At 59.9% G+C, this 23,177-nt stretch carries 21 protein-coding genes; 6 read left to right on the forward strand and 15 right to left on the reverse strand.

The window, feature by feature from the left end; all coding sequences use genetic code 11:
- Both ACN0RV_RS07120 and ACN0RV_RS07125 read right to left on the reverse strand, forming a co-directional pair.
- Nucleotides 1–660, reverse strand: coding sequence for an exonuclease domain-containing protein (locus tag ACN0RV_RS07120; RefSeq protein WP_417346876.1), 660 nt, complete (start codon nt 658–660; stop codon nt 1–3).
- The gene (locus tag ACN0RV_RS07125; RefSeq protein ID WP_417346877.1) at nt 657–2,501 is read right to left on the reverse strand and encodes a DUF294 nucleotidyltransferase-like domain-containing protein; all 1,845 of its coding nucleotides are present in this window, start codon (nt 2,499–2,501) and stop codon (nt 657–659) included. Before ACN0RV_RS07125 ends, ACN0RV_RS07120 begins: the two co-directional genes overlap by 4 nt.
- Before the next feature lie 105 nt (nt 2,502–2,606).
- Here ACN0RV_RS07125 and ACN0RV_RS07130 point away from each other — a divergent pair, with 105 nt between their 5' ends.
- Nucleotides 2,607–2,831: a hypothetical protein gene (locus ACN0RV_RS07130; protein WP_417346879.1), complete on the forward strand. Its 225-nt coding sequence runs from the start codon at nt 2,607–2,609 to the stop codon at nt 2,829–2,831.
- 92 nt (nt 2,832–2,923) lie between these two features.
- On the opposite strand, the gene ACN0RV_RS07135 is transcribed toward ACN0RV_RS07130, so the two are convergent.
- The 3 genes from ACN0RV_RS07135 to ACN0RV_RS07145 all read right to left on the reverse strand — a co-directional run bounded on the left by ACN0RV_RS07135 (nt 2,924) and on the right by ACN0RV_RS07145 (nt 5,862).
- On the reverse strand, nt 2,924–4,630 hold the full coding sequence (locus tag ACN0RV_RS07135) for a sodium:solute symporter family protein (RefSeq protein ID WP_417346881.1): 1,707 nt from the start codon (nt 4,628–4,630) through the stop codon (nt 2,924–2,926).
- Nucleotides 4,631–4,639: 9 nt separating this feature from the next.
- A complete protein-coding gene (locus tag ACN0RV_RS07140) occupies nt 4,640–4,906 on the reverse strand; it encodes a DUF4212 domain-containing protein (protein ID WP_028109806.1) in 267 nt (88 codons plus the stop codon).
- A 356-nt stretch (nt 4,907–5,262) separates the two neighbouring features.
- Nucleotides 5,263–5,862: a thiol:disulfide interchange protein DsbA/DsbL gene (locus ACN0RV_RS07145; protein WP_417346883.1), complete on the reverse strand. Its 600-nt coding sequence runs from the start codon at nt 5,860–5,862 to the stop codon at nt 5,263–5,265.
- A 218-nt stretch (nt 5,863–6,080) separates the two neighbouring features.
- Between ACN0RV_RS07145 and ACN0RV_RS07150 the strand changes: the two genes are divergently transcribed.
- A complete protein-coding gene (locus ACN0RV_RS07150; protein ID WP_417346885.1) occupies nt 6,081–6,539 on the forward strand; it encodes a hypothetical protein in 459 nt (152 codons plus the stop codon).
- On the opposite strand, the gene ACN0RV_RS07155 is transcribed toward ACN0RV_RS07150, so the two are convergent.
- Entirely contained in the window at nt 6,536–7,198 is a 663-nt protein-coding gene (locus ACN0RV_RS07155) for an SIMPL domain-containing protein (RefSeq protein ID WP_417346887.1), read from the reverse strand. The two genes, ACN0RV_RS07150 and ACN0RV_RS07155, sit on opposite strands and share 4 nt — an antisense overlap.
- 83 nt (nt 7,199–7,281) lie before the next feature.
- Here ACN0RV_RS07155 and ACN0RV_RS07160 point away from each other — a divergent pair, with 83 nt between their 5' ends.
- On the forward strand, nt 7,282–7,905 hold the full coding sequence (locus tag ACN0RV_RS07160; protein ID WP_417346889.1) for a helix-turn-helix transcriptional regulator: 624 nt from the start codon (nt 7,282–7,284) through the stop codon (nt 7,903–7,905).
- Here the strand turns inward: ACN0RV_RS07160 and ACN0RV_RS07165 are convergent.
- The 6 genes from ACN0RV_RS07165 to smc all read right to left on the reverse strand — a co-directional run bounded on the left by ACN0RV_RS07165 (nt 7,878) and on the right by smc (nt 17,290).
- Entirely contained in the window at nt 7,878–8,675 is a 798-nt protein-coding gene (locus tag ACN0RV_RS07165) for an NAD(P)H-binding protein (protein ID WP_417346891.1), read from the reverse strand. The genes ACN0RV_RS07160 and ACN0RV_RS07165 overlap by 28 nt on opposite strands.
- Entirely contained in the window at nt 8,675–9,925 is a 1,251-nt protein-coding gene (locus tag ACN0RV_RS07170; RefSeq protein WP_417346893.1) for an HD-GYP domain-containing protein, read from the reverse strand. Before ACN0RV_RS07170 ends, ACN0RV_RS07165 begins: the two co-directional genes overlap by 1 nt.
- A 36-nt stretch (nt 9,926–9,961) precedes the next feature.
- Nucleotides 9,962–10,384, reverse strand: a complete 423-nt coding sequence (locus ACN0RV_RS07175; RefSeq protein ID WP_417346894.1) for a DUF962 domain-containing protein — start codon at nt 10,382–10,384, stop codon at nt 9,962–9,964.
- Between the two features lie 221 nt (nt 10,385–10,605).
- Nucleotides 10,606–12,630, reverse strand: a complete 2,025-nt coding sequence (ligA, locus tag ACN0RV_RS07180; RefSeq protein WP_417346896.1) for an NAD-dependent DNA ligase LigA — start codon at nt 12,628–12,630, stop codon at nt 10,606–10,608.
- A gap of 236 nt (nt 12,631–12,866) precedes the next feature.
- A complete protein-coding gene (gene zipA, locus ACN0RV_RS07185) occupies nt 12,867–13,832 on the reverse strand; it encodes a cell division protein ZipA (RefSeq protein WP_417346898.1) in 966 nt (321 codons plus the stop codon).
- Between the two features lie 23 nt (nt 13,833–13,855).
- Nucleotides 13,856–17,290 carry a chromosome segregation protein SMC gene (gene smc / locus ACN0RV_RS07190; protein ID WP_417346900.1) on the reverse strand — a complete coding sequence of 1,145 codons (3,435 nt, stop codon included), beginning with the start codon at nt 17,288–17,290 and terminating at the stop codon, nt 13,856–13,858.
- 160 nt (nt 17,291–17,450) lie between these two features.
- Between smc and cysZ the strand changes: the two genes are divergently transcribed.
- From cysZ to ACN0RV_RS07205, 3 genes are all read left to right on the forward strand, one after another.
- Nucleotides 17,451–18,212: a sulfate transporter CysZ gene (gene cysZ, locus ACN0RV_RS07195; RefSeq protein WP_417346902.1), complete on the forward strand. Its 762-nt coding sequence runs from the start codon at nt 17,451–17,453 to the stop codon at nt 18,210–18,212.
- A 93-nt stretch (nt 18,213–18,305) separates the two neighbouring features.
- Nucleotides 18,306–20,555 carry a carbohydrate binding family 9 domain-containing protein gene (locus ACN0RV_RS07200; protein ID WP_417346904.1) on the forward strand — a complete coding sequence of 750 codons (2,250 nt, stop codon included), beginning with the start codon at nt 18,306–18,308 and terminating at the stop codon, nt 20,553–20,555.
- Between the two features lie 122 nt (nt 20,556–20,677).
- Nucleotides 20,678–21,190, forward strand: a complete 513-nt coding sequence (locus ACN0RV_RS07205; RefSeq protein WP_417346906.1) for a GNAT family N-acetyltransferase — start codon at nt 20,678–20,680, stop codon at nt 21,188–21,190.
- On the opposite strand, the gene ACN0RV_RS07210 is transcribed toward ACN0RV_RS07205, so the two are convergent.
- From ACN0RV_RS07210 to ACN0RV_RS07220, 3 genes are all read right to left on the reverse strand, one after another.
- Nucleotides 21,178–21,747: a hypothetical protein gene (locus ACN0RV_RS07210; protein ID WP_417346908.1), complete on the reverse strand. Its 570-nt coding sequence runs from the start codon at nt 21,745–21,747 to the stop codon at nt 21,178–21,180. The two genes, ACN0RV_RS07205 and ACN0RV_RS07210, sit on opposite strands and share 13 nt — an antisense overlap.
- Nucleotides 21,748–21,821: 74 nt before the next feature.
- Nucleotides 21,822–22,688, reverse strand: a complete 867-nt coding sequence (locus tag ACN0RV_RS07215) for a DMT family transporter (protein ID WP_417346910.1) — start codon at nt 22,686–22,688, stop codon at nt 21,822–21,824.
- Nucleotides 22,685–23,140: a GNAT family N-acetyltransferase gene (locus tag ACN0RV_RS07220; RefSeq protein WP_417346912.1), complete on the reverse strand. Its 456-nt coding sequence runs from the start codon at nt 23,138–23,140 to the stop codon at nt 22,685–22,687. The genes ACN0RV_RS07215 and ACN0RV_RS07220 overlap by 4 nt, the downstream gene beginning before the upstream one ends.
- Between the last annotated feature and the right edge of the window lie 37 nt (nt 23,141–23,177).

Raw genomic sequence — 23,177 nt, forward strand, 5'->3', positions numbered from 1 at the left:
TCAGGGGCCCAGTAGCTCACCCAGCCCGGGGTTGCCGCCCATGGCGGCAGCCTGGGCCAACAGCAGCTCACCGCAAGCCAGGGCATCCACCAGGGCATCATGGCCCTGATAGTAGGGCAACCCGTGACGATCCCGGCAGGCGGCCAGGGTGAGGTCCCCGGCAGACAGGGGCTTCCCCTGGCGAATCAGCCGACGCTGTTCCAGCTCCAGGGTATCCACTGCCAGCAGCGGCGCTTCAGACACCCCGCACTCTTGCAGGGCCCGACGCAAAAAGGCCAGGTCCAGCTCGGCGTTATGGCACACCAGGATCTTGCCCTGCAGCAGAGGCCAAAGCCGCTTCAGTGCATCACTCAGCGCCAGAGCTTGCTCCAGCTGACCATCGACAATGCCGTGGATGGTGGCCGAGTGGCCGACACTGCCGTTGGCTTTCACCAACTGATAGAAGGCGCGACCGCACTGGATTCGCCCAGCGTCGATGGGCACGGCGCCGATGCTGATGATCTCATCCTCCTTGGGGTTGAGACCGGTGAGCTCGAGATCCAGCGCCAGCAAGGGCAACTGGTCAAAACTGGCGCCTATATGCTCGGTGGCAGGCACCGATTCTCCGCTGCGCCAGGCCTGCCAACGCCAGCGCCACAGCTTGCTGCTGAGCAGACTCACAGCTGCTTCCCATATTTGAGCTTCACCCCATCCTGGGCCTGGCCCACCACCACAAAGGCATCCTTGAGCTGATGGCGAACCAGTTGCGACAGGGAGCGCGGCTCCAGGTAGTTGCTGGCACTCTCCCCCGCCTGCCACTGCCGCTCATGGTTATCCAGCCGCTGCTGACGAATGAACTCCAGGGCATCGGCGATGTTGAGGGCGTCCTTTCGTGTCAGCAGGCCTGCTTCCATGGCTGCCTTGAGGCGCCTGGGGGTCTCCACCTCATCGCTGCCACAAGCCAGCGCATACAACCTGCCAATGTCGTTGACTATGGCCAGTCCCCGATGCTTGAGATCCACCCCCTCCTTCTGTTCGCCATCCTTGTCCAGCACCCACTGACGGAAGAACCCCAGGGGAGGACGGCGACTGACGCTGTTGCGCGCCAGGTAGGTAAGGAAAAAGTCCGATTGACTGGCCTGCTGCACCACATAGTGCTGAAGCTGCTTGGCCAGAGCCAGATCCCCGGCGATGCCGCGAATGTCGAAGAAGATGGAGCTGTGCATCACCGCCATGGGCTCGGGCTCGAGGATCCAGCGATCAAACTGCTGCTGCCATCCCTCCATGGACTGACACCATTTGGGGTTCATCGCCATCACCTCGCCCTTGCACAGAGTCTGACCGCAGCGATCCAAGCCCAGACAGACAAACTCTGCCAGCTTGAGGAAATAGCCGCGCTCCTCCTCATCGGGCTCCCTGGAAAGCAGCAACCCATTATCCTGATCAGACCCCACCACCTGATCCATCCGCGCCTGGGAGCCAAAGGCCAGCCAGCACCAGTTGATGGGCGCCGGCCCCAGCTCCTCCTTGGCCAGGTTGATCAGCCTCTCGGTGAGGCGGTCGGAGATGGCGGTCAACAACCGCCCCACCTGCTCGGCGGAGACGTCGGCAGCCACCTGGGCCTTGACCAGATTTGGCACCCCCTCCATCACCCGCACCAGGGCGTCCAGATCCTTACAGCGGTTCAGCTGCTTGATGATCAGCGCCGGATCCGAGTCCAGCTGACGCATCAGGTCGTTACTGGTCACCAACCCCACCAGCTTGCCACTCTCCGCCACAGGCAGGTGATGGATGTTGTGGCGCGTCATCATCAACTGGGCGTCAAACCAGGTGGCCTGGGGTTCGGCGCACAGGGGGTCGGCGGTCATCACTTCGCTGACACAGGCCGACACCGCCACGCCCTTGGCCAACACCCGGTTTCTCAGGTCCCTGTCGGTCAGGATGCCAACGATCCGCCCTTGATGGGTGATGGGCAGACAGGAGATGCGGTGCTCACTCATCCTGGCGGCAGCCTCGGCGATGCTCATCTGACCCTCGCCGCTGACCACATGGTCACTCATCACCTTGGCCAGCTTCATGGAGTTGGTGTGTCTGTGACTGTCGTAGCGCTCCCCCAGGCGGATGCGCTGGCCGTGCTGACGATTGAAGAAACGCTCGAACTCCTTGTGGTGATAGCGGAGCTCATCAAACATCGCCTGAGGAACCAGATAGAGCAGACCATCCTCGATGATGTGGATGTCTGCGGCGGTGGGCTCACCAGTAAGCAGGGCTCTAAAGCCAAAGCTCTGGTGACTGTCCAGCCGGGCCAGCAGCTCCCCCTCCTTGCTGCGCAGCTCAAACACGCCACTGGCGATGAGGTATAGGCTGGGATTGGCCGGGTCGAACTCGATCATCCGGTCACGGCGACTGGCGTAGGCGATCTCGATGCTGGCGGCGCAGCGCTCCCTCGCCTCTGCGGGGAGGGTATCGAAGGGCACAGTTTCAGACAGGAACTGCACCAGGGGGGTAAGACCATGATCCATTTCGGTCTCCTAAGGCGTGTTGACCTTTATCCTTTAGTCGTAATCGGCTCGTGCCACAGATCGCTCTTTGATAATCTCAAAGCACAACTGGCAAGGAGCCCCACTATGTTAACAATAATTGAGCCGTTCTTCTTACTCGGCGGTGCCCTTCTGGTGCTGACCGCACTCAGCCTCTACAGCAAGCGTCAGAAGCATCTGCATGGCTTCTGGCAAGTGTGGGTGGGCAAGCTCAAGGATTTCACCATCCGCGAGTTCCGCTTCTATCGTATGGGCGTCCTGCTTCTGTTTATCGGCATCATTCTGCGTATCGTCAACCTCACCATCATCTGACCCTTTAAAGTCAGTTGTCATTAAATGGCTTGCCAAAAAGCAGATAAAGAAAGGGGCGGTAATACCGCCCCTTTTTCTTTACTGGCTTTGGCTTAGTGGGCCTGTGCCTTACCAGATCCTTTCGGGAAGCGAATCTGTTCAACCAGATCCTGAACATCCTGAGGCACTGCACCAGTCACCTTGCTCACCGCAAAGGCCACGATGAAGTTCACCATCATACCCAGGGTGCCGATCCCCTCAGGGGAGATACCGAACCACCAGTTGTCTGGGTTATTCCCTGCGGGGTTGATGAACTTGAAGTAGATGATGTACGCCGCGGTGAAGGTGATGCCGGAGATCATGCCGGCAATGGCACCCTCTTTGTTCATCTTCTTAGAGAAGATGCCCATGATAATGGCCGGGAAGAAGGATGACGCTGCCAGGCCGAAGGCGAACGCCACCACCTGAGCCACAAAGCCCGGCGGATTGATTCCCAGATAACCCGCCACCACAATGGCGACGGCCGCAGCCACTCGGGCGTAGGTCAACTCCTGTCTGTCCGTGATATTGGGCATCAACGACCGTTTCAACAAGTCGTGGGACACCGAGGTGGAGATCACCAACAGCAGACCCGCCGAGGTCGACAGAGCCGCAGCCACACCACCGGCAGCCACCAGAGCGATCACCCAGTTGGGCAGCTCGGCGATTTCGGGGTTGGCCAGTACCATAATGTCGCGGTCGATCTTCATCTCGTTGCGCTCATCGCCGGAGTAGAACATGCGACCATCGCCGTTCTTGTCTTCCCAACTGATGAGGCCGGTGTCGCTCCAGTTCTTCACCCAGGATGGGGCTTGCTCGCCAACGATGCCGCGGCCATCTTCACCGTTAATGGTGTTGATCATGTTTACACGGGCAAAGGAGGCTACCGCAGGGGCAGTGGTGTACAGCATGGCGATGAACACCAGGGCCCAACCGGCAGACAGACGGGCGTCACTGACCTTGGGTACGGTAAAGAAGCGCACAATCACGTGAGGCAGACCGGCAGTACCCACCATCAAGGCGGCAGTAATGAAGAACACGTCAATGGTACTCTTCGACCCGTCCGTATATTGACTGAACCCTAACTCCGTCGATAGCCCATCCAATTTATCCAATAGATACATCCCCGACCCATCATTGAGCGTCGACCCGAAGCCCAACTGAGGCAGAGGATTGTTGGTCATCATGATGGAGATGAAGACGGCCGGCACCAGGTAGGCGGTGATCAGCACGCAGAACTGGGCCACCTGGGTGTAGGTGATCCCCTTCATGCCACCCAATACCGCGTAGAAGAACACGATGGCCATACCGATGACCACACCGGTCACAATATCCACTTCCAGGAAGCGGCTGAATACCACGCCTACGCCACGCATCTGGCCTGCCACATAGGTGAAGCAGACGAAGATGGCACAGACTACCGCCACAATACGGGCCACCTGGGAGTAGTAACGGTCACCGATGAAGTCCGGCACGGTGAACTTGCCAAACTTACGCAGGTAAGGTGCCAGACACAGAGCCAGCAGTACATAACCGCCGGTCCAGCCCATCAGGTAAACACCGCCATCGTATCCCATGAAGGAGATCAGACCCGCCATGGAGATAAAGGACGCGGCTGACATCCAGTCGGCCGCGGTGGCCATACCGTTGGCCACGGGGGGAACCCCGCCCCCTGCCACGTAGAACTCGTTGGTGGAGCCGGCCTTGGCCCAGATCGCGATACCGATGTACAGCGCAAAGGTCAGGCCGACGATAATAAAGGTGAGTGTTTGCAGATCCATGTTGCTCTCCTAGTCTTCCTGAACTTTGTACTTCTTGTCCAGGGCGTTCATCTTGGCCACATAGACAAAGATCAACGCCACAAAGACGTAGATGGCCCCCTGTTGGGCAAACCAGAACCCGAGCTTAAAGCCAAATAGCTTGATGCTGTTCAAGGGCTCCACCAGCAAGATGCCAAAACCAAAGGAGACCACAAACCAGATCACCAGCAGTGACAACAGCAGCCTGAGATTTTCCTTCCAATACGCTTTGGCGGATTCGGTGCTTTCGAATGCCATAATCGCTCCCCATGTTTCCATTCTTGTAGTAGTGATCGCCCATCCAATGCGCATCCGGCCTGTGCAACTGCTTCTTGAAACACAACTTCTGACGTTGGATAGATGTGAATTGACACAGGTAGCAACGCCAGGCCGGATGCAAAGTGTGATCGGCATCTCGTCGGTTCTAACCTAGCAAGGGGAGTGGCCTGCGCCTCGTAGACCTTAGTCTAAGCTTGCGCAACACCAGACAAGGGCTGAAAATTTAACCCTTTTTAATCAATGATTTAAGCAGTGAGCCGGCAGAAGATGCCAGCCGCTAGACTTTGGTCGAACGAAGAGGGAGGAGCTGGCCGGGCAAGGCCCGGCCGAGGGAATCAGGGGTTGGTCATCAGATACTCAACCAGGGCCACATAATCGGCCAGGGTGCGCCCGGGGTTCACGATAAGGTACTTGCCGTTCACCACCACCGAGGGTACGCCGGTGATTCTGGCCAGCATGGTGCGGGAATCACCGTCCGCCAGTTTCAGTTTCAGGTCCCCACTGCCGGCGGCCTTGCGGTAATCCGCGGCGCTGACGCCGTGAGCCACGAAAAACTGCTTGAGCTCGGCATCGGTATTAATCGACTTGCCATCGCGCTGAATGAGTTCGAAAAACGCCTTATGGGTCCGCTCACTGACCCCGAGAATCTCACTGATGTAGTAACCCTTGGCAGCCAGCTTCCAGCTATCGCGATTGAAGCTCACATGGGTCTTCTCTACGTGGATCTTGTCGCCCAGGGCCAGGGTAATCTGCTTGAACGCCGGATCGAATCGGTAGCAATGCCCGCAATAGTAAGAGAAAAACTCCCTAATCACCGGGGTCTTGGACTCGGACAGGCCATCCACCACCTTGTAGTTAACCCCCTCCTTAAACTCCTGGGCCGGAACCACAAAAGCCACCGCCATCAGCGCTAACGCGAACAGTCTCGCAATCACAACGTTATCCTCTTGAAAAATTCCGGGGTGGCAACGCCTTGCCTACCCCTTTTGCCGCCTGAGCCTGTGCAGGCTGACGTTCTTGACACATGTTAACCCAGGGGCGGGTCAATCCCAAATGGTTACAAAGTAAAGGTATTTCCGTCTGGCACACCCTTTGCAGACTTAGTCCTCAGTGATTACCGCTTCCCTAAAGAGCAACAACAGAGAGGACCATTATGAACATCAGCAACAGCCATGCCCGGCTGACCCAGGGACCCCAACCCGGTCTGGACCGTATCCAGCAGGCGGCCAGCGAGCGCAAGGCGCAGATGGACCAGGAACCGGCTCAAACCAAGATCACCCAGGCCAAGGACAAGGTCGGGGCGACCAGGGACAAGGTCCAGGTTCATGCTCAGGAGTTCGACGGAGAGCTGGCCAAACTGATGGAAGCCAATGAGGCCAAAAGCCAGGCCTTTATCAAGGAAGCCCAGGGACTGATGCAGGCCCAGGGTGGCGGCACCCTAAGCCAGGTGCTTGGGGGGAGCGCAGCGGATCTGACCAAGGCCGCCGACACCCTGAAAGAGGTGGAAACCACCCTGGGGGCACGTCAACAGCAACTGCTGGACAACCCCCAGGGCCTCAATGGCGGCGACCTGCTCGGTATGCTGAACCAGGCCCATTCGGCGCTGGTTTAGTCCTGCAGCTCGACCCGAATCAGCACGGTGGCCGTCATCTCCTGGCCACCGGGTTGATAGGCTACATCCGCTTCCATCCGGCTCATGGCCATCATGGGTCTGGGCATGCCGCCGCGAGACTCCTGAATCATCAGTACCTCTCCCAACTTATTGCCGCTGACTTTAGCCAGGCGCTTGGCCTTGTCCATGGCATCGTTGAACGCGATCTCCATCAACTGCTTTTCAAACTTGCCCCCTTCGCTGGACCAGTACCTGGGCTGATCCACCTGATTGACGCCGTTTTCCAGCAACAGCGCCAGCCATTTCCCGGACTCGGCCGCATCCAGGTTCAAGCCTATGCTACGGCTCGCACGGTACCCCACCAACTCACGGGTGCGATCGTCGTAGTGATACTCAGGGGTCACCCTCAGTGAGCCGGCGTCCACACTCTGCTTGGGGATGCGATGCTCACGAAACAGCGCCAACAGCTGAGCCACCTGGGCGTCCACCTGCTCCTTGGCGCTGACCGGATCCTTGGCCACCAGTTCGACGCGGGACTCAAGGTGCACCTTGTCTACCGGCAGCTGCCCCTGGGCCTGACCGGAGACCTCCACCCAGCGACCTTCGGCCATGGCACCGAAAGGAACCGCTATTAATACCGCCATCAACCAAGCCTTCATTTCGGCCTCCTTAAATAAAGCAATAGTTTGATATAATCATGGTTCGCGTTAGGATGAACTGAAGCATCAAAGAGATAACCTCTATGTCGTCAACCCAACAACTGCTGTTGTCCCTGCTCAAGCGCCTGGGCCCCAGCCCTGTCGCCCCTCTGGCCTCTGAGCTTCAGATGACCACCATGGGCGCCAGGCAGCACCTGGAGAAGCTGGAACAGCAGCAACTGGTTGGGCACTTTGATAAGAAGCAGGGCAAAGGCCGTCCCAGCCGACATTGGCATTTGACACGCCAGGGACATCAAAGTTTCGGAGACAGGCACAATGATGTGGCAATTCAAATGATTAACAGCATCGTTTCCCTCCAGGGAGCGGATGCCATCGACCAGATCCTGGCCCATCGAAGCGAACAGCAGCTGGCCGAGTACCAAAAGAGGCTGTCAGCAACGTCCAACCTGGCGGAGAGACTGGCTCTGCTGGCGGAACTGCGTACACAGGAGGGCTACCTGGCACGAGTCGAGCCGGAGGGAGAGCAGTGGCTGCTGATCGAAGACCACTGCCCCATCTGCAGCGCGGCGGCGGCTTGCCAGGGTTTTTGCCGCAATGAACTGACCCTGTTCCAGCAACTGCTGGCGCCGGCCCGGGTGGAGCGTGAACAGCACATCCTGGCGGGCGCCCATCGCTGCTGTTACCGCATCAGCTCCGGTAAGGCGTAGAGGTTGGTGTGGCGATAACGCCAGCCCAGGGCCTGGGTGATCTTCTCCCCCACCACCCATCTAGGCTGGTGGTGCTCTGAATCAAAGCTGGGTGCCGCCAGGCCAAGACAGTTGGCACAGTGGAGATAATACGCCTCACGGCTGGGGTGATGAGGCGACGCCAGATTAAAGGTCTGCCCCCAGAGATCCGCCTCAATCAGGGCCAGGATGGCGGAGATCACATCATCCCGATGAACCAGGTTGACCGGATCCTTCGACCCCAACAAACCGCTTTTCCCGGCAAGGAACCGTCCAGGGTGACGCTCGCCGCCAACCAGGCCAGCCAGACGCAACACCGTCACCTGCTCAAACCGCGCCTGTATCTCCTGCTCAACCTTAAGCATGCGCGCCGCCCTGTTGCCACTGTCCAGGCCGGCACTTTCATCCACCCTGCCCTGAACACTGCCATAAACGCTGGTGGCACTGGTAAAGATCACCTTGGTGATGCCTGCCTCGCGAGCGGCATCAAACAGCGGGGCCAACCGCTCATGAAACGGCGCCGCATCGGGCTGACGCCCGGGGGGCAGACAGAGCACCATCAAATCACACTCAGGCAGCGATGGGAGTGACTGCTGCAGATCCAGCTGCAAAGGGGTCGCGCCGGTCTCGGCAATCGCCTGCAGACCATCGCTGCTGCGGCGGGTGGCGGTCACACTATGGCCAGCGTCAATCAGTGCAGCGGACAGGGGCAGTCCGAGCCAACCGGCTCCGACAACAAGAATATGGGACATCAGGCCCCTCCGAGGTTAAGGCTGAGATAGTCACGAATGGAGGATGGCAGCTCCGCTTCCACCAGGGGTTCCTGAACCTTAAGGTCCAGGTCCAGCAAGCTGACCACCCGTGCCTCACGGCGAGGCACATTGGGATCGTAGATGATCACCCTGGGCGATTTCTGATCCCGTTCATCGACGCCCACCACTTTGGCCACGGCATCGTTGCTGAGTCTGACCATGGAGCCGGTAGGGTACAAGCCCAGAACCTTCACCAGGCTCTGCATAAAGTCCGGATTCAGCTGACCTCGTCGGAATTTAAACAGGTAGGCCAGCGCCAGGTGAGGTGACAGACGTTTGTGGGAGCCATTGATCAGGTGGTCATACTCATTGGCCACACTGAGCAGCTGGGTCAGGGTACAGATCTCCTCCCCTTGCAGTCCCTGAGGATAACCGCTGCCATCGAGCATCTCATGATGGTTGGCCACCATCTGCTTGATGCGCTTATGACCCAGAGCCGCCCCTTTAAGCATCTCCAGAGCCATCTTCGGATGAGCATCCACATAGGCCTGCTCAGGTTTGGTCAGGGGAACGCGTTTATTCAGAATACTATGAGGAATTCGCAACTTGCCCACATCGTGGAACAACGCCGCCATCGCCATCAGGCGGATATCCGCCGGGTCGAAATCGCAGGCACGGGCAAGAATCATCGCCAGAACACAGACGTTGAGTCCATGGTAGTGCAGCCCCTTGCCATCCTGGTTGGCGGAGACCTGAAGCAGCAGCACCTGTTCGCCATAGGCCTCCATCTGCTCCTGGGCAGTGGCTATCACCGAGCTGGCTTCCGCAAACGCCCGGTCGGGGGAAGCCGCCAGATAGCCATAAGCGGCCTTAAGCTGTTCCAGGGCTTTGTTGTACTCCTGTTCGCAGCGACGCACCTGGCGATGGTAGTCGATGGTCGCCTGACGCTCCTGCTCCTGAGCGCGCAACAGCGCCAGCTCCTCTTCACTGGGCTGTGGCGGTGCCTCTGGTGCCGGCGAATTCGCCAGGGAGTCAGCATCCAGGGATTGCTGGATGAGCTGGGCAGACGCTGAGTCTGCCTGAAGGAAGACATACTTCAGACCCAGCTTGGCGATGATCGCTATCTGCTGGGGGTCCTTGATGGTAAAGCGGCTGAACAGAAACGGATGCTCCTTCCAGGAGAGGGGCAGACGAATGGACTGGCCCACCTCCAGCTTTTCAACAGGTACCCGCACTTCAGAAACCGCCATAACCCCTCTCAAACCCGCCGGTCTGCGCCCTGCGCATCAATACTGCCACCCCTGCTTGCGAAAGATGAATCCAAGCAACCAGATGGGGCCGATCAGCAGGAACTGCACATCTTTAAAGAAACTGGGCTTCTTACCTTCGACATGATGTCCATAGAACTGCCCAATCCAGGCCAGGACAAAGATCAGCACACTCAGCATCAGAATCTGGGCCAGGTTGCTGATCACCCACAGCATCAGCGCGGCGATCGCCGCCATGGCCACCGCCAGCGGACGGGACAGTCGCAGATAGAAAAGAAGCGAGCACACCACAGCGGCCAGGGCCACCCAGGGTGACAGGGACCACAGTATGCCGAGGACGCTGAAGGTGATCAGCGGCACGCAGATCCAGTGAATAGTCTTGTTGGTGGGGTTGCGGTGGCTCTCGCCATACTCCACAAACCATTGCTCTACGGATTTCATCTGAGTTCTCCCTGATCTCATGAGACAGTTCTCAGGCTAGAGGAAATACCGCTACCTTAAGCCTTCCCGGCGGCCTAACCCCCGGGCGTCGTTATCTTTTGACTACAGCTTCATCATAACCCAACTCATCCTTTGAGGTGGAGAGGTGGGGGACTCGTGGTTAACCAGCTAAACAACCAACTGTTTTACAAAGGCTATTACACTGAGTCCCCGCGCCTAAGTCAACCGCCGAGCAGTGCGATCAGGCCCTGTTCGTCCATTACTTCCACACCCAGTTGCTGGGCCTTGGTCAGTTTGGACCCCGCCTTCTCACCGGCCACCACACAGTGGGTGTTCTTGGAGACGCTGCCGCTGACCTTGGCCCCCAGGGCTTCCAGTCCCGCCTTGGCTTCGCTGCGGCTCATCTGACTGAGGGTACCGGTAAGCACCCAGGTCTGTCCCTTCAGGGGCTGAGCCGACTCATCCACCTGAGCAATCTCCGGCCAGTGAATACCGCCGCGCTCCGGGTCCACCAGGGCGGCAATCACCTCCTGGTTGTGAGGCTGGCGGAAGAACTGGTGCACGTGACGGGCGACGATCTCGCCCACATCATCCACCTCGATTAGCTCATCCACTTCAGCCGCGGCCACCGCCTCCAGGGTGCGGAAGTGCCGGGCCAGGTTGGCCGCGGTAGCCTCCCCCACCTCTCGGATCCCCAGGGAGTAGAGGAACTTGGGCAAGGTGGTCTCCCGGGCGGCCTGCAGGGCGCCGACCAGGTTCTGGGCCGATTTGGAGCCCATGCGTTCCAGCATGGTCAGGGTGGAGGCACTGAGCTTGAACAGATCTGCCGGGGTCTCCACCAGCTCTTTGTCCACCAACTGCTCGACAATCTTGTCCCCGAGGCCATCCACATCCAGCGCCTTGCGAGAGGCGAAGTGCTTGATCGCTTCCTTACGCTGAGCCTGGCAATAGAGGCCGCCGGCACAACGTGCCACCGCTTCCCCCTCCAGGCGCTCTACGGTGGAATCGCACACAGGGCAACTGTCGGGAAACTCGATGGCTTTGGCATCGTCGGGGCGACGCTCGCTGACCACGGAAACAATCTGAGGAATCACGTCGCCGGCGCGGCGAATGATGACGCTGTCCCCCACCATCACCCCGAGACGGGCGATCTCATCGGCGTTGTGGAGAGTGGCGTTGGACACCGTCACCCCGCCCACGAACACCGGCTTGAGTCTGGCCACCGGCGTGATGGCACCGGTGCGCCCCACCTGGAACTCCACCTCCTCCAGGACGGTGATCTCCTCCTGGGCCGGGAACTTGCCGGCGATGGCCCAGCGAGGCGCCCGGGCCACGAAGCCCAACTGCTGCTGCAGGGCGATGCCATTGACCTTGTTGACCACACCGTCGATCTCATAGGGCAGCTGTTCACGGCGAGCCAGGATATCCCGATAGTACGCCAGCGCCTGCTCGGCGCCGCTGACCACCTTCACCTGATCGCTCACCGGCAGTCCCCAGGCCTTTACCGCCTGCAGTTGACCGAAGTGGGTGTTCGGCAGCGGGGTGCGCTCCCCCTCCACCACGCCCAGGCTGTAGGCGTAAAAACTTAAGGGGCGGGAAGCGGTGATCTTGGAGTCCAGCTGACGCAGGCTGCCTGCCGCTGCATTACGGGGGTTCACAAAGGTTTTCTCCCCCCTGGCCCGCGCCCGCTCGTTGAAAGCATCGAAGCCGGCGGTGGGCATAAACACCTCGCCCCGTACCTCCAGCACCTCTGGATAGTCCTCTCCCTGCAGCACCAGGGGAATCGCCTTGATGGTGCGAACGTTCTCGATGATCCCCTCACCTGTGGTGCCATCACCCCGGGTGGCAGCGCTCACCAGTTGCCCCTGCTCATAGATCAGGCTCACCGCCAGGCCATCGAGCTTGGGCTCACAGCACAGCTCGATGCTCTGCTCTCCCACCAGGCCACTGACCCGCTCATAGAAGGCAAGGAACTCCTCCTCATTCATGGCGTTATCCAGCGACAGCATGGGCACCCGGTGCACCACGGGGGTGAACTTATCCAGGGCCACACCACCAACCCGGCTGGAGGGGGAGTTGGGCAGCTTCAGTTCTGGGTGCGCCTGCTCCAGGCCCTGGAGCTCGCGCATCATCCGGTCGTATTCGGCGTCGGTGATGCTGGGGTTGTCCAAGACATAGTAGGCGTGGTTGTGCTGCTCAATCTCTCGGCTGAGCGCGTCGATGCGTTGTTTGGCGTTGTCGGTCATAAATAAACAGGCCGCCCGGGGCGGCCTTTCACTCTTAGGGAACAGGGCACCCCTGCGGGGGTGGTGAAATTAGGTATACCAATTTAACTGAGTAAGTGTTCTATCTGGTGCGCCGGAGACATTGTTCCAATCAAGGCGTGAGACGCAAGTGCTAGTGGTTCTAACAGTCAGTCTCACAACGCAGAGTGGGACAATTTCAGCCAGCAGTAGTGACCAAATATTTAGTTAAGTTGGTATCAAGCCGGCTGATTTTCAAACTTCTGGATGCGGGCCATGTAACGATCTTTGCTGAAATCGTCCCACTCTTTGTGCTGATCGTTCAGCACAATGGCGCCGTGCATATCGGCCAGGGCCTGGGCGGCCCCCATCATCATGGAGAAGCCCACTGTCTCATCGCACTGGTTGGGCAGGGTCATGAACAGTGACACCCCTTGGGTTTCAAACTGCTCCATGGTATCCGGGTCAAAGGTGCCCGGATTCATCATGTTGGCCAACGAGTACATCACCGGGCCGCGACCTGCGGTGTCCTGATGACGGTGGAAGATGTTCATCTCGCCAAACTTCATGCCCAGGGTCAGGAAGTTGTGCAGCAGCTCCGCCCCTTGCAGGCTCTCGCCCTCTTTGGCCACCACGTGCATCACCAGCACATCCTCGGGCGAGGTCACCAGACCGCCCTCCGGCTCCTGAGGTTCTGGGGCCGTCACCTCTTCGGGGCTGAGCAGAGGGTCCACCACCTTGGGCTCGGGTTTCAGCTGAGGCTCAACCTTTTTGCTCTCGGGTAGCTGTGGCTGCTCTTCGATTGCCTCAGGCTCAGCCAGGGTAGGCTCTTGAATCTTGGGCTCCTCAGCCTTGGGCTCAGGTGAGATGGCGGGTTCCTGACGCGGCGCAGGTTCAGCCTTGGCCGGTGCCGGCTCGGTGAACATCTTGGGCTCAGGCTCCTTGGCCAGAGCAGGTTCCGTCGACATGATCGGCTCTTTGGGGAGCTCCGGCTCAGGCTCCTTGGTACTGATGGTTCTCACCGTCCCGACGCCATCAGGGTCAAACCCTTGTGAGTCACGGCTGGACTCGTTGTCGAGAGGCTGTAGGGGGCGCGCCTTCATCTTGCGCGGTTGCTGCCTGCGAATGGACCACAGACCGTGAGCAAGCAGACCCACGATAGACAGCAAACCAACGACAATCAAAATAATGCGAAAATCATCCATAGCGGTGAGGAACCTTGTTGTTATTACAGTTGAGCCATAGCTGCGGCTTCTTCGACGTTGACCGCCACAATGCGTGATGCCCCCGGCTCATGCATGGTCACACCGGTCAACTGGTCAGCCATCTCCATGCTGACCTTGTTGTGACTAATATAAATAAACTGTACCGTTTCCGACATCTCTTTTACCAGACGACAGAATCGGCCGACGTTGGCGTCATCCAGCGGCGCATCCACCTCATCCAACATACAGAAAGGCGCCGGGTTCAGCCTGAAAATGGCAAACACCAATGATAAAGCGGTCAGCGCCTTTTCACCACCGGAGAGCAGGTGGATGGTGGCGTTCTTCTTACCGGGCGGCCGGGCCATGATGGTGACGCCGGTCTCCAGCAGGTCATCGTCGGTGAGCGCCAGGTAGGCGCTGCCCCCGCCAAACACCTTGGGAAACAGCTCCCCGAGCCCATCGTTGACCTCGTCAAAAGTGGCTTTGAACCTCTGCCGGGTCTCCCGGTCGATCTTGCGTATGGCCGATTCCAGGGTATCCAGGGCCTCGGTCAGATCGTCGTTCTGCTCATCCAGATAGCGCTTACGCTCGGACTGCTGCTCAAACTCCTCAATGGCCGCCAGGTTGATGGCCCCCAGGCGTTTGATCCGCTCACGCACCTTGGTGAGCTCCTCCTGCCATTTGGCCACCGCCGCGTCTGCCGGCAACTGATCCAGCACCAGCTTCAGAGACACTTCGGATTCCGCCAACAGATCCAGTTGCCCCTGGGCCTGCACTCTCAGACCCTCATGCTCCATCTTCAGTTCGGTGATCACCTGAGTCAGGGCGTTGAGCCGGTCAATCTGTCCGCGGTTGGCTTCGTGAATCCTGGCAAGCTGGGCCTCCACCTCTGCCATCTGCTCATTAAGCCCGGCGATGGTCTGCTCCTGCTCGGCCCGTCGGTCCAGAGACTGCTCCAGCTCCATCTGCCACTCTGCCAGAGGCTCCAACAGCCCCTGTTGCTGCTCCCGGGTTTCCTCCAGCCTGGCACGCCACTGCTCGGCACTGCCCTGCTGCTGGCCCAATTGAGCTTCGATCCCCTGCAGGCGGGTACTGACGGTCTGGCGCTGCAGGGTCATCTGTTGCACGGCGGACTGCTGCTGAGCCACCCTGGCCCGAAGGGCATCACTCTGCCCCTTCTGGTTGTGATGGGCATCCTGAAGCCGGGTCAGGCGTTGCTGTTGCTGCTCCAGGTTCTCCTGAATCTGCTCCTGCTGCTCTTCCAGCTCCATGGACTGCTCTGCTGCCTGCTCTGTCTGCAGGGCCAGCTCCTCCAGCTGCTCCAGGGCCTGCTGACGCTGCTGGGCCTGGTGCTCCACCTGCTGAGTCAGTTTCTGCAGTTCCAGTTCCGCCTGCATCAGGGCACTGCGCTCCTGGTTACACTGACGCTCGCTCTCCTGTACCCGGGCTTCGCACTGGGCAAACTGCTGATTCACCTGCTCGAGAGATTGAGCCTTGTGGGCCAGCTCCTCCTCCAGAGACTGCTCCTGGGCCATCAGTCGGGATTCGTCATCGGTCAGGGCCAGCACAGAGCGCTGACCGCCTCCAGGCATCCGCACAAACCCCTGGCCAAGCCACTCTCCCTGGGGAGTCACCAGAGACTGATGGGGCTCCAGCTGTGGCAGCCGACGGAGCGCCAGCTCCATGCTGTCCACACAGAGTACCTGCCCCAGCCAAGGAGCCAGGTTCAGGGGGGAGTTCACCTTGGCCAGCAAGGAGTGGCCATGGGCCGAGCCAGAATCTGCCTCGGAGAGGGCCATCAGCCCTTGTGGCAACTGGGTGTCATCGGAGATCACCGCCTGCAGCCACTCTCCCAGCACCTGCTCGAGAGCGACCTGCCAACGGCTGTCTATCTGGATCTGCTGCCACACCCGTGGCAGTTCATCATAGGGGGCAGGCAGTCGCTGCTGCAGCCCGTCAATCAGGGTTCGGGTCGCGGTCAGTTCGGCCCGGGTGCTACCCAGCTGTTCCCGAACCTGCTGCAGCGCCGCCTCCGTCTCTCGCCGGTGATCGGCGCACTCCGCCGCCAGCTGCTTCTGCTCCGCCAGGTCCTCCTGACGCAACTGAAGCTGCTCACTGAGCGCCTCTTTGCGGGCATGGGCCTGTTCGAGTTGCTGCTGGCTCTGCTGGACCATCGCAGGCAGCTGGCTCTGAATTTTCGCCTGACGCTGAACCAGTTGCTCCTGTTCACGCACCACCGCGGCCTGCTGGGTGCGACAGACATCCCTTTGGCGGGTCAGATCGCTGACCTGATGCTGAGCCTGCTGCAGCTGACTCTGCTGATCGCTGCCGGATTCCAGAAGCTGCTCCAGCTCCTCCTCCAGCATCATCAGGGACTCGGCTGCCATCTCCACTTCCGGCTCCAGCATCTCAAGTTGCTCGGCCAGCTCCTCGCGCTCCTCGTGAAGCGCCTGGCGGCGCCCCTCGTCCCCATCCAACTGGGCCTGGGTGCGCCTGAGCTCCTCCTCCAGTTGCTGGTGGCGCTGGCGGCCATGGAGAATCTGCTGCTCCAGCTTGGTCACTTCACTGGTGGCCAGGTAGAGCCCTTGCTGCTGCTGGGTCAGCTGCGCCTTGATGTCGCTTTGGGACTGCTCCAGGGTCAGGATGGCGCTGATGTCCCCCTGCTGGGCCGACTGGCACTGCTGGTGCTCCGTCTCTTTCTGGTCAAGCTGGGTTTCCAGCTCAGCCATGCGGTCACTGAGCTCCCGCCAGCGCAGGGCAAACAGTTGGTTTTGTAGGGTGCGCTCATTGGCTTTGTGAGTACGGTAGCGGCGGGCGGCGTCGGCCTGACGCTGCAGGCGTTCAAGCTGGGAGCCCAGCTCACTGCGCACGTCCGCCAATCGCTCCAGGTTCTCCCTGGTGTGCTTGATGCGATTTTCCGTCTCCCGGCGGCGCTCCTTGTACTTGGAGATGCCGGCGGCTTCCTCAATGAACACCCTCAGCTCCTGAGGGCGTGATTCGATGAGGCGGGAGATCATCCCCTGCTCGATAATGGCGTAACTTCTGGGCCCCAATCCGGTGCCCATGAAGATGTCGGTGATATCCCGTCGACGGCACTTGTTGCCGTTGAGAAAGTAGCTGGACTGAGCGTCGCGGTTCACCTGACGCTTGATGGAGACTTCAGCGAAGTTGGCAAATTGACCGCCCACCCGGCCTGAGCTGTTGTCGAACACCAGCTCCACGCTGGCCACCGAGCTGGGCTGACGACTGCCGGAACCATTGAAAATCACGTCCGTCATGGCATCGCCGCGCAGATTTTTGGCACTGCTCTCCCCCAGAACCCAGCGCACTGCATCGATCACATTGGACTTGCCACAGCCGTTTGGGCCGACAATGGCGGTCATCTGCGCAGGAAAGGGCACCTTGGTGGGATCCGCAAAGGATTTAAATCCGGCCAGTTTTATCTGTTTTAGCCGCATCGGACGATTAATTTCTCAACAATTTCAACGGGATTTTTTTGATGGTCCACTCTATCAAAACCCCGGGGCTTTTGTAACAGCCAGCAACAACACCATTGTTGACCTTTTCCACATTCAGCCATCAAAATGGGGCTAACTAGCGAGTTTTTATGCAGAGTTTATGAACCGACCTATATTGCCAGCCGGCGCCAGTGGCGCCACCTACTTCATCAAGGGCTTTGAACTGATCCGCACCAAGGGGCTACGCCGCTTCGTATTGCTGCCCCTGTCGGTCAACCTGGTGCTCTTCTCCGTGGCCTTCTACTGGCTATTCCAGCAGCTCTCCCAGTGGATTGATCAACTGATGGCCTCCCTGCCCGACTGGCTAAGCTGGCTGGACTGGGCCCTGTGGCCTCTGGCGGTGGTCACCGTGCTGGTGGTGTTCTCCTTTATCTTCAGTTCGGTGATGAACTGGATTGCCGCCCCCTTCAACGGCTTGCTGGCCGAACAGGTAGAGCGGCGCCTCACCGGCAAAACGGTCAACGATGACAGCTTCACCGACGTGCTCAAGGACCTGCCCCGAGTTCTGGGCCGGGAGTGGCAGAAGTTGAAGTACTACCTGCCACGGGCACTGCTGCTGCTGATCCTCTTTGTCATTCCCGGCATCGGCCAGACCTTCGCCCCGGTAATTTGGTTTATGTTCAGCGCCTGGATGATGGCCATTCAGTACCTGGACTACCCCTTCGACAACCACAAGATTCACTTCGGGGTGATGCGCACCGCCCTGGGCGAGCGCAAAGGGCCCGCTTTCACCTTTGGTGCGGCGGTCGCCGCCTTTGCCATGATCCCCGTAGTCAACCTGGTGGTGATGCCGGTGGCCATCTGCGGTGCCACCGCCCTGTGGGTAGACCAGTACCGCAACCCGACGCTGTCGAGGCTATAACCCACAAGTAACATTTTCTTACCACAATCCCTCGAACGCAACGCCGCCCTATGTCACCATTGGGCGGCTTTTTTTTATATCGGAAACAAGACCATGCTCAAGCGCCTGGCAGCACTGACAACTCTTATAAGCTGCACCCAGTTCGCCCATGCCATCACCCTGCCCACCACATCAGGCAGCATTACCATCGACGCCAACCTGGATGACGCCCCCTGGAAGCAGGCCACCCAGGTGGAACTCACCATAGAGACCCGGCCAGGGGAAAACACCCCGGCCCCGGTGGCCACCACCGCCTGGCTCATTGCCGACGACGACACCCTCTACGTAGCCTTCCACGCCAAGGACCCCAACCCGAGTGAGATCCGTGCCAACCTCAGCGACCGAGACCGGGCCTGGGGGGATGATCTGGTGGGGATCAAGCTGGACACCTGGAATCAGGGCCGTCTCGCCTATCAGTTTTTCATCAACCCCCTCGGCGTCCAGGAAGACTCCATTGAGAATGAGCTGACCGGCCAGGAGAGTGACGCCTGGGACGGCATCTGGCACAGCGCCGGACGGCTCACCGGCGACGGCTATATCGTCGAGATCGCCCTGCCCCTGCGTCTGTTCAACTTCGATGACAGCCTGCAGGTGCAGACCTGGGGAGTGGAGTTGGTCAGGTTCTGGCCCAGGGACAAAACCTATCGTCTCTCCAACACTCAACTGGATCGCAACGTCGCCTGCACCCTGTGCCAGATGAGTGAACTCACCGGCCTGAGTGAGGCTAAGACCAGCCGGCAGCTTCAGATCACCCCGTCACTGACCCTGCGTCAGAGCGAGGAGCGAAGCAGCGAATCCAGCCCCTGGGTCTCCAGCGATGACCTGGATTTCGGCGGCGACCTGCGCTGGAACCTGACCCCGGACACCCTGCTGAACCTGACGCTCAACCCGGACTTCTCCCAGGTGGAAGCGGATGCAGGCCAGTTGGATGTGAACACCACCTTCGCCCTGTTCTTCCCGGAGAAGCGCCCCTTCTACCTGGACAACGCCGATCAGTTCGAGACCTACTCCAACCTGGTGCATACCAGAAACCTGGCCGAGCCTGAATATGGCGCCAAACTCACCGGTGCCCGGGGCGACCACAGCTTCGGCCTGCTGCAGACCCGGGACGAAAAGACCAACTTCCTGCTGCCGGGCAACCTCAGTTCCGACATCGCCAGTCTGGGCCTGGCCAGTGACAACCTCGCCCTGCGCTACCGTTATAACCACAGCGACAGCCTCTCCCTGGGCGCCATCGCCACCGGTCGGGAGGCGGACGACTACCACAACTACACCTATGGCCTGGACGGACGCTTCGATTTCAACAGCCAAACCTATGTGGAGTGGCTGCTGGTGGGCTCCGACACCCAGTACCCGGAGGATCTGGCGGATCAGACCGACGGCGAACAGGCGACACGGACTCGTCAGCTGGAGCAGAACGGCACCCACTTCCTGGGTGAGCTCAAACATGAGACCCGCAACTGGGATGCCTACGCCATCTACCGCTACACCGATGAGGAGTTCAGGGCCGACCTGGGCTTCATCGAAAGCGTCGACTCCGCCAAGACGATCCTCGGCGGCGGCTACAACTGGTACCCCAGCGACAGTTTCTTTACCAAGGTGCGCCTCAACGGCGACGTGGATGAGACTAAGAACAACGACGGGGAACGGCTGGAGCGGGAAGCGGAGTTTCGCTTCGGCGCCGAGGGGGGCTACCAGAGCTACCTGGCCCTGTGGGGGGTCACCCGGGAACGTCGTGGCCGCCGGGAGCGTCCGGAGGACCTGGTACTGGACGGCAACGCGCCGATGTTTGACGAAACCTTCGGTGGCCTCAACATCGAGTTCAAACCCCTGAGCAACCTGGAGCTGGAGTTTCACCCACTCTACGGCGATGACATCGACTTTGCCAACAACCAGCCCGCCACCCGCACACAGCTGAGCTCCTACCTCAAGTGGCAGCCCCTGTCCCACATCGTGCTGGAGGTGGATCATCTGTGGCGCGAGCTCAAGGTCGACGGCGGCACCCTGTTTACCGCCAACCTGACGGATCTTCGCCTAAACTGGCAGTTCAGTGTACGCAGCTTCCTGAGGTTATCGACCATCTTCCGCGATATCGACCGGGACCCCAGTCTCTATGAGTCTCACGAGGTGGATCCCACCACCCGGGCCCTCTCCACCGAGCTGTTGTACGCCTACAAGGTCAATCCTCAGACGGTGTTCTACGCCGGCTACGCCGATGGCCGCTTCAATGATGGCTTCGACAACGGCCTGGAGCAGCTGGAGCGCAGTGTCTTCGCCAAGTTCAGCTACGCCTGGTTGCTGTAACACCACCTTCGCCGGGTCCTGAAGGGCCCGGCCTGCTCTTTGCCCTCCCGCCGGGATGAAGCTCGCCACTAAAGCTGTTACCTTGTTGGAGTGCCGAAATTTCCTGGGATAGGAGCAACCGCATGGAGTGCCGCCTGAGAACCGCTTTAGCCAAGGATGCCGCCGCCCTGGTGACCATCCATTACGAGTCGGTACACCGAGGCGCCAGCAGCCACTATCCGGTGGAGGTACTCAAGGCCTGGTCTCCTCCGCCGGACAACCACCGCAGCGAATGGCTGCACGGCATCATCGTCAGTGACAACACTCTGGTGGAGGTCGCCGAGGATTCTGCCCGGGGCGTGGTGGGGTTTGGCATCGTACTTCTGGGCCAGAGCCGGCTGCAGGCGCTCTATATTCATCCGGACGCCGCCGGCGCAGGGATAGGTCGCCGCCTGCTCAGTCGCCTGGAGCAGCGCGCTGGCCAGGTGGGGCTCACCAGGCTCAGCCTGAATGCCTCCCTCAACGCCCATCCCTTCTATGCCGGTATGGGGTACACCACCCATGGCCCCAGCAGCCAGGCGCTGGCCGAGGAAGTGGTGATGGAGGCGTTGGCCATGGAAAAATCTCTGCTGAAGTCGCAGGCTCAGAGCCGGTAGTTCAGCCTGAGCATCTCGTAAAGCCACTCCCGCTCAATCTCGGTGGCGGTCTGGGCCAGTTCGATGCGCTCGGCGCCCTGGTCCACGGTCAAGCGGTTGCCGCTGTCGGTCTCCCTGAGGGCCAGAGTGGCCAGCTCCGCAGCCGTCAGCTCAAAGCGCTTGCGCTGGGGAAACATCTCTTTCCAGCTGGCTCGGCCGCCATGGCGCCCCAGATGGCGCATGGACGCCAGACCGGTATCGATGTGCAGTGAGGGTTTGACCAGCAGCCACTGCTCAGGGGTGGGTTTCTTGAAGCTTCTGAGCAGGGCGTAACCGGCAAAGGCGCCGCCCAGTGTCCAGCCCGCCAGCCACACCATCAGGAACAGCCCTCCTTCGCCCGCCAGCACCTCCCTGGCCGCGCTGACCCAGCCAAAGGCCCAGCCCACCATCCACACACTGAGAAACAGCGGGACAAACAGCCGGGTTGGGCCCCGACTCTCCAGGGGCATCACCACCAGCTGGTGGCCATTATGGGTGGTCAGGCGGATGTCACTGCCAATGGGTGGGTTGATACTCATCGCTCTCACTTCAAACAGATTCACAAGAGAATCCGTAATTTACCCCATGTTGGCCAGCGGTGATAGTCGGTCGGTCAAGCGGTCTTTCGCCGCAAACGCTGCCAGCCACTCTTGCCCAGGGACACCAGGGCAATGGGCAGCACAATCAGCGAAATTCCTATGGCGGTAATGCCATCGGGCACCTCTGCAAACCACAGCACGCCAAACAGGGCCACAAACAGCAGTCCTGAGTATTCCGCCAGGGCCACATCCGACGCCTGAGCCAGACGATAGGCGGCCACCGCCATGGCGTTATAGGTCAGCACGCCAAGGGCACTGGCAACAATCCACTGCACCTGCATCGCATCCAGGGGCACCCAGTTCAGCGCCGCCAGCAACGCAGCCAGGGGCAGGCAGAGCAGATTGGTCCAGAACACCGTGGCCACCGGCGATTGCCCCTTGGGCAATTTGCGCACCAGCAGGTTAAACAGTGCCAGGGTGATGGCGGTGCCACAGGCGAACAGGGCCGCCCAGTGAAACTGGGAGGGACGCAGCACCAGCAGGACGCCGGCAAACCCCAGCACAGTGGCCAGCACCCGGTTCATTGAGGGGCGCTCCCCCAGGATCCACACCGACAACGGCAACATCAGCAGCGGCGCCGCATAGAACACCGCATTGGCCGTGGCCAGGGGAAGATGGGTGACGGCCACCACCATGCAGGCGGCCCCCACCAGAATCAGGTGAGAGCGCAGCAGGGCGATGCCCCAGGGACCGGGCCCGCGGCCGGTAGGGGTCAGTTTCAGCCAGAGAGGCAGCAATACCAGAGTGGCAATCAGCTGACGGATAAACAGGTACTGAAAAGGAGGCACCTCCCCATTCAAGCACTTTACCGCCACATCGGAGAGGGCCGCCGCCAGGTTGCCGCCAATGAGCAGCCACAAGGCACGATTGCTGGAAATCACCGGGCGACCCGGCGCATATCCAAATGGGGAATGCCATCTTCCAGATACACCTCGGAAAACGCCTCGAACCCATGTTGACCATAAAAGCCCTGCAGATGCTCCTGGGCACCAATCTCGATGGACTGCCCGGGCCAGAGCCGTTCGCACTGTGCCAGCGCCTCGCTCATCAGTTGGTGACCCAGGCGACTGCCCCGCTGATTGGTCGCCACCGCCACCCGGCCGATGCTGACACCATCAAAGCTGACCCCTGCCGGCAACAGGCGGGCACAAGCCACCAGGGTATCGTCCTCATAGCCCAGCAGGTGGTACACCCCAGGCAAACGGTCCTTATTGTCCAGCTCCGGATAGGGGCAATTCTGCTCCACCACGAAGATGTCGATCCTGAGCTTTATCAGATCGTAGAGGGCGTGATTGGAAAGTTGGTCGAAAGTGAGTAACTGCCAGGTGAGCATAACAAGCCTCGGTAAATCTCTATTGGCGGCTACTTTA

Source organism: Ferrimonas sp. (assembly GCF_048263965.1).
Taxonomy (GTDB): domain Bacteria; phylum Pseudomonadota; class Gammaproteobacteria; order Enterobacterales; family Shewanellaceae; genus Ferrimonas.

Coding starts and splice junctions, on each gene's coding strand:
- ACN0RV_RS07125 (WP_417346877.1), bottom strand. CDS start 2,501: ATGGATCATGGTCTTACCCCCCTGGTGCAGTTCCTGTCTGAAACTGTG.
- ACN0RV_RS07130 (WP_417346879.1), top strand. CDS start 2,607: ATGTTAACAATAATTGAGCCGTTCTTCTTACTCGGCGGTGCCCTTCTG.
- ACN0RV_RS07135 (WP_417346881.1), bottom strand. CDS start 4,630: ATGGATCTGCAAACACTCACCTTTATTATCGTCGGCCTGACCTTTGCG.
- ACN0RV_RS07140 (WP_028109806.1), bottom strand. CDS start 4,906: ATGGCATTCGAAAGCACCGAATCCGCCAAAGCGTATTGGAAGGAAAAT.
- ACN0RV_RS07150 (WP_417346885.1), top strand. CDS start 6,081: ATGAACATCAGCAACAGCCATGCCCGGCTGACCCAGGGACCCCAACCC.
- ACN0RV_RS07155 (WP_417346887.1), bottom strand. CDS start 7,198: ATGAAGGCTTGGTTGATGGCGGTATTAATAGCGGTTCCTTTCGGTGCC.
- ACN0RV_RS07160 (WP_417346889.1), top strand. CDS start 7,282: ATGTCGTCAACCCAACAACTGCTGTTGTCCCTGCTCAAGCGCCTGGGC.
- ACN0RV_RS07165 (WP_417346891.1), bottom strand. CDS start 8,675: ATGTCCCATATTCTTGTTGTCGGAGCCGGTTGGCTCGGACTGCCCCTG.
- ACN0RV_RS07170 (WP_417346893.1), bottom strand. CDS start 9,925: ATGGCGGTTTCTGAAGTGCGGGTACCTGTTGAAAAGCTGGAGGTGGGC.
- ACN0RV_RS07175 (WP_417346894.1), bottom strand. CDS start 10,384: ATGAAATCCGTAGAGCAATGGTTTGTGGAGTATGGCGAGAGCCACCGC.
- ligA (WP_417346896.1), bottom strand. CDS start 12,630: ATGACCGACAACGCCAAACAACGCATCGACGCGCTCAGCCGAGAGATT.
- zipA (WP_417346898.1), bottom strand. CDS start 13,832: ATGGATGATTTTCGCATTATTTTGATTGTCGTTGGTTTGCTGTCTATC.
- smc (WP_417346900.1), bottom strand. CDS start 17,290: ATGCGGCTAAAACAGATAAAACTGGCCGGATTTAAATCCTTTGCGGAT.
- cysZ (WP_417346902.1), top strand. CDS start 17,451: ATGAACCGACCTATATTGCCAGCCGGCGCCAGTGGCGCCACCTACTTC.
- ACN0RV_RS07200 (WP_417346904.1), top strand. CDS start 18,306: ATGCTCAAGCGCCTGGCAGCACTGACAACTCTTATAAGCTGCACCCAG.
- ACN0RV_RS07205 (WP_417346906.1), top strand. CDS start 20,678: ATGGAGTGCCGCCTGAGAACCGCTTTAGCCAAGGATGCCGCCGCCCTG.
- ACN0RV_RS07210 (WP_417346908.1), bottom strand. CDS start 21,747: ATGAGTATCAACCCACCCATTGGCAGTGACATCCGCCTGACCACCCAT.
- ACN0RV_RS07220 (WP_417346912.1), bottom strand. CDS start 23,140: ATGCTCACCTGGCAGTTACTCACTTTCGACCAACTTTCCAATCACGCC.